The sequence below is a fragment of the Corynebacterium sp. genome (genome assembly GCF_030826625.1).
Lineage (GTDB): Bacteria > Actinomycetota > Actinomycetes > Mycobacteriales > Mycobacteriaceae > Corynebacterium.
In genome coordinates this window covers 1-8,212 of sequence record NZ_JAPJNQ010000091.1, presented here as the reverse complement: position 1 = coordinate 8,212, position 8,212 = coordinate 1, and the positions used below count along the sequence as shown (strand labels likewise).

Genomic DNA, 8,212 nt, shown 5'->3' with positions numbered 1-8,212 from the left:
CCCCCACACTGCCAGTGTGGTGCGCTACCAGCTGCGCCATAGCCCCGTGTGAACTTCCCTGCACTCCGTTTGTGCTTCCTGTTCAACGAGAATTCAGTCTACACTTACACACTCATGACAAGCAAATCCCGCGCTCAGCCGAGGTTTTTACGCCTTCAGCCTAGCGCGGGACTGAGATCAGAACAGATGGGATTTCCGGTTTACTTAGACGCGACTGCTACCTTGACCCAGTCATTAATGTCGTCGACCTCGAGGTCTTTGCCGTCCATCAGCACGCGTGGGGTGGACACCTGTCCAACCTTGGATTCCAGGTCCTTGCCATTCTTTTCGCCTGCTTCAGCAGCCTTCTCCAAGAACTTGCCGCTGCGGATGTCTGCGACGGCTTCATCAGATGCCTGCAGCTGCGCCGCGGCATCGGCGTAATCATCGGCACTCCAGCTGTGCGCGATATCCTGCTGGTTTTCGAACATTGCTTCACGCAGGTTCCACAAAGCCGCGGCCTCGTTGTGCTCAGCCAATGCCAACAAGGCAGCAACAGCCTGGGTGGAGTGACCGTCACCCTGGTTGTCCAAGAAAGTCATCGGGTGAATGGTCACTGCGAGGTTTCCGGCGTTGATCTCTTCCAGAGCTTCGGCATCGGTAGCTTCTGCCAAGTGTGCACAGTGTGGGCAGGAGAAGTCTTCGTAGAGTTCAACGTGCGGAGCAGACGTGGCATCACCGAAGGTGAGCGTGCCGCCTTCATACTTCATTTCTGCGTTGACCTGTTTGAATTCTCGGTCAGCGAATTTTGCGGCCGCTGCACCCTGACCATTGATCACGATATACGCGATCACCGCAGCCACGATGACCACCACGGCGACGATAGCGCCGATGAATCCCGCACTCGATTTCTGGTTCGGGTTGGTTACTTTCTTACTCACTCATCCACCTTCATCGTTGTTGGACAATATTGCTCAAAGGTACTTCTCTAAGGATAGAGCGCCAGACGACGAAATGGTCGTCGGGCTATCCAAACGCTTAAGAAGATATAGAACACGTCACGCAAAATTGTGCGGAAGTAGTTCATTGCCTGATCTGATTCGGTGATGTCGACGGCGAAGCATCCGCAATCGATCATCAGCCCACGCATCCACGCAGAGCCCACTCCGATAATGAACAAAGTCAACACCGTCGTCGAGACCCAGGCTGCGGGTTTCAAGAACAGCCCAAGCAACAAGAACACTCCCCCGGCGATTTCTAGCGGGCCAATCAGGTGCGCCAGTGCCGAGGACCATTCCGGGGTAAAAATTTCATAACCCTCAATGGTTTGCGTGACAGAGAGATGCTGGTTCAATTTGGCAGAACCTGCGCTGATCCAGATATACGCCATATAAAAACGTGCGAAAGCACTGATGGCTTCCAGCACCCAATACTTGGTTGAGTGCTGTTGCCAGGTCTGCTTCCACCGTTGTTGTACGTGCTGTACACCGCCGGTGGTGCCTTGTTCCGAGCCGGTTTCCATGGTGCTCATGCTAGCGTGTTCTGCCAATCAAGGTTTGCTCTGGGACGATGCCCTAGTCTGCGATCGCTTCGAGCGGCGGAGTCTTCGCAGCCTTACGCGCTGGCCACAATGCCGAGACCACACCAACCACAGCGGAGCCCACCAGCATGATCGCTACCTGCCCCCATGGAATAACCGCACCGCTGAGACCTTCGCCGGACAAGACGTCGATAAACGCCCAGCCCAAGCCCAAGCCAGCGATGATTCCCATGATCGCACCGAAGACCGCAATCTGCACGGCTTCGACGATGATCATCGTGCGGATCTGGCCACGGTAAGCACCCACGGCTCGCAGCATGCCGATTTCTTGTCGACGCTCAATGACGCCGAGAGTCAGCGTGTTCACGATGCCCAGTACGGCAATGATCACGGCCAACGCCAGCAGTGCATAGAGAATCGAGAGCATCTGATCGATCAGCTGGCTTGCTTCATCAGCATATTCCGCACCAGTTTTTACCTGGATAACTAGGAATTCTTTGACCGATTCGATCAGGCGATCACGCATTTCGTCTTCATCGACGGAGCCATCAGTGTTCACCGCGATCAGCTGGATCGGCGCGGTCTCGCCGCCCATGACCTCATCAACGACGGACTGCGACACCACCATATTCTTGAATACCCCGGTCTCGCTGTTGAAGATACCGGTGATCGTCACTTCGGTTTGTGCGCCGGGCTCAACATCGACGGGTGCGCCATCGGCATCCGAAGTCTGGGCGGTCTCCATCGTCGTCAACGGCAGTGCATCACCAATAGACCAACCGTTGTCCTTCGCCAGCGCGTCGCTGACCAAAACACCAGGCTCCGCATTCAAATCGCCGGATCCTTCCACGATGTCCATGGCGACGAAATCCTGCGGATTGCCATCAATACTGTCGGTGAAGGTGAAACCAGGGCCATAGTTGTAGCCAGACTGTCCAGCAATTTGGACTGGCGCCATCCGCACAGTCGCGATGTTTTCCACGCCCTCGGTTTCTGCCAACGCATCCGGGGTGCCTTGCGGAACTGGGAAAGATTGATCTTGCGGGCCGGTCGCCAAGAAATCTGCGGTGACGTTTTCTTCCAACATGTCGCCGATGCTGTTTTTCATCGTCGCGCCCAGCATGCCGATGCCGGTGACCAGCATCATGCCCAGGGTCAAGGCAAACGCAGTTGCTGCGGTACGCCGCGGCGAACGACGCGCGTTCGTCGATGCCAACCGGCCCATTGAACCAAACGGTGCACCGACCACTCTTCCCAACGCCGGTACGATCCCCATGCTGAATGCCGGGCCAGCCATAAAGTAGCCGACGATCACCAAGAAAGCACCGAAGCCGACCAAGCCTGCGCGCAGCCCAGTGCCTGATTCGTCGAGAAGCATCGCTGCCACGGCAGCCAGCACACCAGCAATGATGACGATAACGCCGAGGATGGTACGAACTTTCAGGGGTGCACCGGCGGCAGATTCTGTTGAACGCATCGCCTCAACTGGTTTGACCTGCCCGGCCCGGCGCGCCGGAGCCCAGGCAGAGCCGATGGTGACAATGATGCCCAGGATGATAGGCACGGCGACGGCCGAGGCGGACAAGCCCAGGCCCCCGCCATCAAAGGTCATTCCGCGTGCGGATAGCACCGCTCGAATGGCCGCTACCAAGCCAACACCAGAGATCACGCCGAAAACGGAACCCAACAGGCCGACGACCAGGGCTTCGACCACCACGGAGTTGGTGATCTGGCGTTGCGAGGCGCCGATGGAGCGCAGCAGCGCGAATTCCTTAATGCGCTGGGCAACGATCATGGAGAACGTATTGGCAATAATGAAGGTGCCCACCAACAAACCGATCAGGCCGAAGGCGACCAGGAAGTAGTTGACGAAGCTCAGCGCGTTGCCGATTTGCTCGGTCAGTTCGTCGGCAAGCGCTTGGCCAGTTTGGGCCTGGATCTGTGGGTAGGCCTCGTTGAGGTGGTCAACCAGTTGCTCGGCGCTGGTGCCGTCGGCGGCAGCCACCGCCATCTGGCCGGCGGCGCCTTCGGGATTAAAGAGGTTCTGATAGGCAGGAGCATCCATCAACAGCGATAATGATCCTAGCCCTTGATCCAGCGCCGGGGTATAAATACCGCTGACGGTGACTTCGTGCCGGTCGTCTGGGGTAACCAGGATGATCTGTTCGCCGACGCCAATTCCCTGTTCTTCCGCAGCGGCGTCGTTGATGATGACTTCGCCTTCGCCATGCGGTGTGGCGCCGTCGATCAGCTCGTCGGGCTCCCCGACCTTAGCCTCAGCCGGATAATACATCTGCAGCGTTGAGGTGCCACCACCCACCTGGTAGGGCTCCAGGTCTTGATTCGCTACCACCACGTTGGTGGATTCGGTGAGGTTGACCGCCCTGACCGCTTCGTCGTCTGTGATGGCAGCAACGGTCTCGCCGTCGATGATCGGGTTGCCTTCTGCCGGGCTCACGGCAGCATCAACGTCTTCATAGACGCTACCGACAGCAGATTCAAAGGTCGACGACAGCGAGTTGGTGAACATGAACGCACCGGAAATGAAGGCGGTTCCCAACATCACTGACAGCACCGTCAACGCCAGGCGCAGTTTATGCGAGATGATATTGCGCACGGCGATGGTGCGCATAGAAGTACGCTTCGCCATATTTTAGCCCTCGATTCCCGCCATGGTCTGCAAAATTTCATCCATGGAAGCGCCGTATAGTTCGTCCACCAACTGTCCGTCTTTGAGGAAGATCACGCGGTCAGCATACGAAGCCGCGCGCGCATCATGGGTGACGATGACGACAGTTTGATCGTCGTTATCCACCGCGGTGCGCAAAATATCCAGTACTTCTGCCGAAGAATTCGAGTCCAAGTTACCGGTCGGCTCATCACCGAAAATAATCTCTGGACGTGAGACCAGCGCGCGGGCACAGGCCACGCGCTGTTGCTGACCACCAGAAAGCTCGGCTGGGCGGTGCCCCAACCGATGCGCCAAGCCCAGCCGCTCAGTAACCTCATCGAACCAGGCCTGGTCGACGTCTTTGCCAGCAATGTTCAGCGGCAAAGTGATGTTTTCGGCGGCAGTTAACGTCGGCACCAAGTTAAAGGACTGAAAAATGAATCCGAGCCGGTCGCGACGCAATTCGGTGATCCCTTTATCACCCAACTGGGAAAGGTCAGTATCACCGATAAAAGAATGACCAGAAGAAGCAGCATCCAAACCAGCCATGCAGTGCATCAGCGTGGATTTACCAGAGCCGGATGGGCCCATGATCGCGGTGAATTTTCCGCGTTCAAACATGACGTCAACAGCGTCGAGGGCGATGACTTCGGTGTCACCAGAGCCGTATTTTTTCGACAGCTGGTGCGCCCGGGCTGCCGGGATTGGCTGCGTTTCACCCTCTGGGTTTATGCGATGGGCGCCGGGGCGGGAACCGTTGTCGTGAGCCGTCATAAAGATGCGGACCTTTCCGGGAAAATCGGGGAAATCTACCTCAATGCAGACTACCCGATGGCACTCACACCCGGGCAAGGTTCGCTTGCCGACGGCACATCATTTAAGCGACAGAACGTTCGATAGTTGCGCCTAAGCGCTGCAGGTTTTCCACAAAATTCGGGTACCCGCGATCAATATGGTGCACGTCGTGGACAGTCGTCACCCCGTCGGCACGCAGGGCCGCTAAGACCAGCCCAGCACCGGCACGAATATCAGAAGACCAGACGCTTGTCGACGACAGCTCATCGATTCCCCGCAACACGACGTGGTGACCATCAACTTGTGCATCCGCGCCCAACCGCTGCATCTCGTCGACAAAGCGGAAGCGAGCTTCAAAGACGTTCTCGGTGATCACAGACATGCCGTCGGCAAGCGCAGAAATGCCGATGGCCATGGGCTGCAAATCCGTCGGAAAGCCAGGGAATGGCAGGGTCTGGTAGTCGACAGCCTCGGGGCGGCGGTCCATGCGCACGCGGAAGCCATTTTCATAAGATTCGATCTCAGCGCCCGCACTGCGAAGCTTTTCCAGAGGCAGGTGCAGGTGCTTCGGGGCAATGCCACCGACGGTGATGTCGCCTTGCGTCATCGCTGCGGCATATGCCCAGGTACCGGCGACAATACGGTCTCCGATCACGTGGTGCTCAGTCGGGTGTAGCTTGTCGACGCCGGTGATCACGATCGTCGAGCTACCAGCACCTTCGACCTGCGCACCCATGTCGTTGAGCATTTCGCACAAATCCACAATTTCGGGTTCGCGCGCCGCGTTGTGCAGCGTAGTCACGCCGTCGGTAAGCACGGCTGCGGTCAGAATATTTTCGGTGGCACCCACCGACGGGAAATCAAGTTTGATTTCTGCGCCATGCAAGTTTTCTGCCTCTGCAACCACGGCTCCGTGCTGAATGCGGGTGGTCGCACCCATTTTTTCCAAACCGGATTGGTGCATGTCCAAAGGACGGGAACCAATCGCATCGCCGCCCGGTAAGGCCACGACAGCGTGTCCGCAGCGCGCGGTCAGCGGGCCGAGCACACACACGGAAGCGCGGAATTGCCGCACGGCCTCGAAGTCAGCGTTCGAGGATAGTTGATCGCTACTTGGCGTGGTGATCTGCACGGTCGGCCCGTCGATCTGCACCTGACAGCCCAGCCCTTGCAGGACGTTTTGCATTAGGGGAACGTCGAGGATTTCCGGGCAATTGTGCAGCGTCGTGGTGCCTTCTGCCAGCAATGCCGCGGCCATCAATTTCAGCACGCTGTTTTTGGCTCCGTCGACTTTGACCGAGCCTTGCAAGCGTGCGCCACCGGTGACTAAAAATATATCCTTCACGATGTTAAACAGTACCGATTTGGCGCCTGATTCTCACGGGCTTGCCGACGCTAGTCGACGGTGGCCGACCCTAGCCGACGGTAGACGGCGTTAGCCAGCGAGAACAGTCGCTTTAGGGCAGCGCACCAATGCGTCGTGCAGCATTGACGGCTTCGTATCTGGTGTGCGCGCCCAGTTTGCGCATCACCGAACGCAGATAGGATTTCACGGTTTCGGCACCGATCCCCATTTCTTCTGCCGCCTCAACGTTGGTATGCCCCAGCGCAACGCACGAAAGCACGTCGAGTTCCCGAGCTGATAGCCGGGTCGATTGCTTAACCCGCACCGGTGAAACCATCTGCTCACATAACACTTCGATTTCTTTACGCATGCGTTCGTCATCAACCCGATTCGCCAGCATGCGCAGCTTGGAGTGCGTCGAACGCACCTGCTCCCATTCCGCGCCATTCATGCTGCGGTTGGAACGCGGCGTGGCAGGCACGGAGGCTTCGAATTGCCGTAGCGCGGAATTAACCGCGAAGTCTTGTTCCAGGCAGCGCGCGGTCATGGTGACTTCTTCAATAACTTTATCGCCCAAACGCACCGGTGAGTGCACGCCAACGTAAAGGACTCCCCGGATTTCGCGGCGCACGATTACGGGTACCGCCAGCAAAGAATGCAATCCTTCGTCTTGCATCGCCTGGTCGTTTTCATGGCTAATAATGTTGGCGCGTGTGTAATCCGAAACCCCAACCGGACGGCGCGTGCTAACCACCCGCCCGCCGACGCCGGTCCCCGGCTCCATGATGAGGTTTTGCAGTGCAGGTGTACGCAGCCCTACCCACTGGGTGATTTGCAAGCGGTTATCCGCCAACAACGTGGCATACATGGTCACGGGAATGCTGGTGGCATTTTTCAGCGTGGTTAAAGCCGAGCGGACAGCGTCGTCATCGTCTTTGATTAGCTGGGAATCCATGAAGTCTCCTCATCCGGGTGCACCCATTTGGGTATTTCCAAAACCGCGTGACCTCACTTTAGCGTGAAAACGGGGGTAATGCCTAACCCCGCTATTCACCCACGACGCGGCATGGTTTTATATCGAAAACCATCTACGCAATCCCAGCTTTTGAGTAACCCTTCGGTCTAGAATTTAAAGACTGCTCTGTCTATTTATCTGGTGTATAGTAGTTGCCAGCAAGATACTCCCAGCTCACCCCAATAACTAAGGAGATGAAACAAATGGGCAAGGTATACGACAACATTCTGGACACCATCGGTGGCACCCCACTGGTACGTCTTAACGAGTCCACCAAGGGCCTGAAGGCCAACGTCTACGCAAAGGTTGAATCCTTCAACCCTGCTAATTCCGTGAAAGACCGTATCGGTCGCGCGATCGTGGATGCCGCAGAAAAATCTGGCGATCTGAAACCAGGCGGCACCATCATTGAGGCCACCTCAGGTAACACCGGTATCGCACTGGCACTGGTTGGTGCGGCCCGCGGCTACAAGGTCATCTTGACCATGCCAGAGACCATGTCCAACGAGCGCCGCGTTCTGCTGCGCGCCTACGGTGCAGAAATCGTTCTGACCCCAGGTGCAGCCGGCATGCAGGGTGCCGTCGACAAGGCCAACGAAATCGCCGAAACCGAAGACAACGCCATCCTGGCACGTCAGTTCGCTAACCAGGCAAACCGCGAGGTGCACTACAACACCACCGGCCCAGAGATCTGGGAAGACCTTGACGGCAACGTCGATATCTTCGTTGCTGGTATCGGCACCGGCGGCACGATCTCCGGTGCGGGTAAGTACCTGAAGGAGAAGAACCAGGACCTCAAGGCAATTGCCGTAGAGCCAGCAGCTTCCCCACTGCTGACCGAAGGCAAGGCCGGCCCACACAAGATCC

General features: G+C 57.3%; 7 protein-coding genes. 1 reads left to right on the top strand and 6 read right to left on the bottom strand.

Annotated features, from left to right (window positions below; all coding sequences use genetic code 11):
* Nucleotides 1–200: 200 nt before the first annotated feature.
* From RCH87_RS09495 to ramA, 6 genes are all read right to left on the bottom strand, one after another.
* On the bottom strand, nt 201–920 hold the full coding sequence (locus RCH87_RS09495) for a thioredoxin domain-containing protein (protein WP_306516452.1): 720 nt from the start codon (nt 918–920) through the stop codon (nt 201–203).
* A gap of 47 nt (nt 921–967) precedes the next feature.
* Nucleotides 968–1,501: a MauE/DoxX family redox-associated membrane protein gene (locus RCH87_RS09490; RefSeq protein ID WP_306516454.1), complete on the bottom strand. Its 534-nt coding sequence runs from the start codon at nt 1,499–1,501 to the stop codon at nt 968–970.
* Between the two features lie 52 nt (nt 1,502–1,553).
* Nucleotides 1,554–4,169 carry an ABC transporter permease gene (locus RCH87_RS09485; protein ID WP_306516451.1) on the bottom strand — a complete coding sequence of 872 codons (2,616 nt, stop codon included), beginning with the start codon at nt 4,167–4,169 and terminating at the stop codon, nt 1,554–1,556.
* 3 nt (nt 4,170–4,172) lie between these two features.
* Nucleotides 4,173–4,964 (bottom strand): ABC transporter ATP-binding protein, encoded by a 792-nt coding sequence (locus RCH87_RS09480; protein ID WP_306516450.1) that lies wholly within the window; start codon nt 4,962–4,964, stop codon nt 4,173–4,175.
* A gap of 103 nt (nt 4,965–5,067) precedes the next feature.
* Entirely contained in the window at nt 5,068–6,330 is a 1,263-nt protein-coding gene (gene murA / locus RCH87_RS09475) for a UDP-N-acetylglucosamine 1-carboxyvinyltransferase (protein WP_306516449.1), read from the bottom strand.
* A gap of 112 nt (nt 6,331–6,442) precedes the next feature.
* On the bottom strand, nt 6,443–7,285 hold the full coding sequence (ramA, locus tag RCH87_RS09470; RefSeq protein WP_306516448.1) for an acetate metabolism transcriptional regulator RamA: 843 nt from the start codon (nt 7,283–7,285) through the stop codon (nt 6,443–6,445).
* A gap of 263 nt (nt 7,286–7,548) precedes the next feature.
* On the opposite strand from ramA, the gene RCH87_RS09465 reads away from it, so the two are divergent.
* Nucleotides 7,549–8,212 (top strand): PLP-dependent cysteine synthase family protein (locus RCH87_RS09465; RefSeq protein WP_306516453.1); only part of this gene is annotated, 664 nt, incomplete at its 3' end.

Bases quoted from the DNA above. Each gene is read 5' to 3' on its own strand.
- RCH87_RS09490 (WP_306516454.1), bottom strand. From the start codon at position 1,501: ATGGAAACCGGCTCGGAACAAGGCACCACCGGCGGTGTACAGCACGTA.
- RCH87_RS09485 (WP_306516451.1), bottom strand. From the start codon at position 4,169: ATGGCGAAGCGTACTTCTATGCGCACCATCGCCGTGCGCAATATCATC.
- RCH87_RS09480 (WP_306516450.1), bottom strand. From the start codon at position 4,964: ATGACGGCTCACGACAACGGTTCCCGCCCCGGCGCCCATCGCATAAAC.
- ramA (WP_306516448.1), bottom strand. From the start codon at position 7,285: ATGGATTCCCAGCTAATCAAAGACGATGACGACGCTGTCCGCTCGGCT.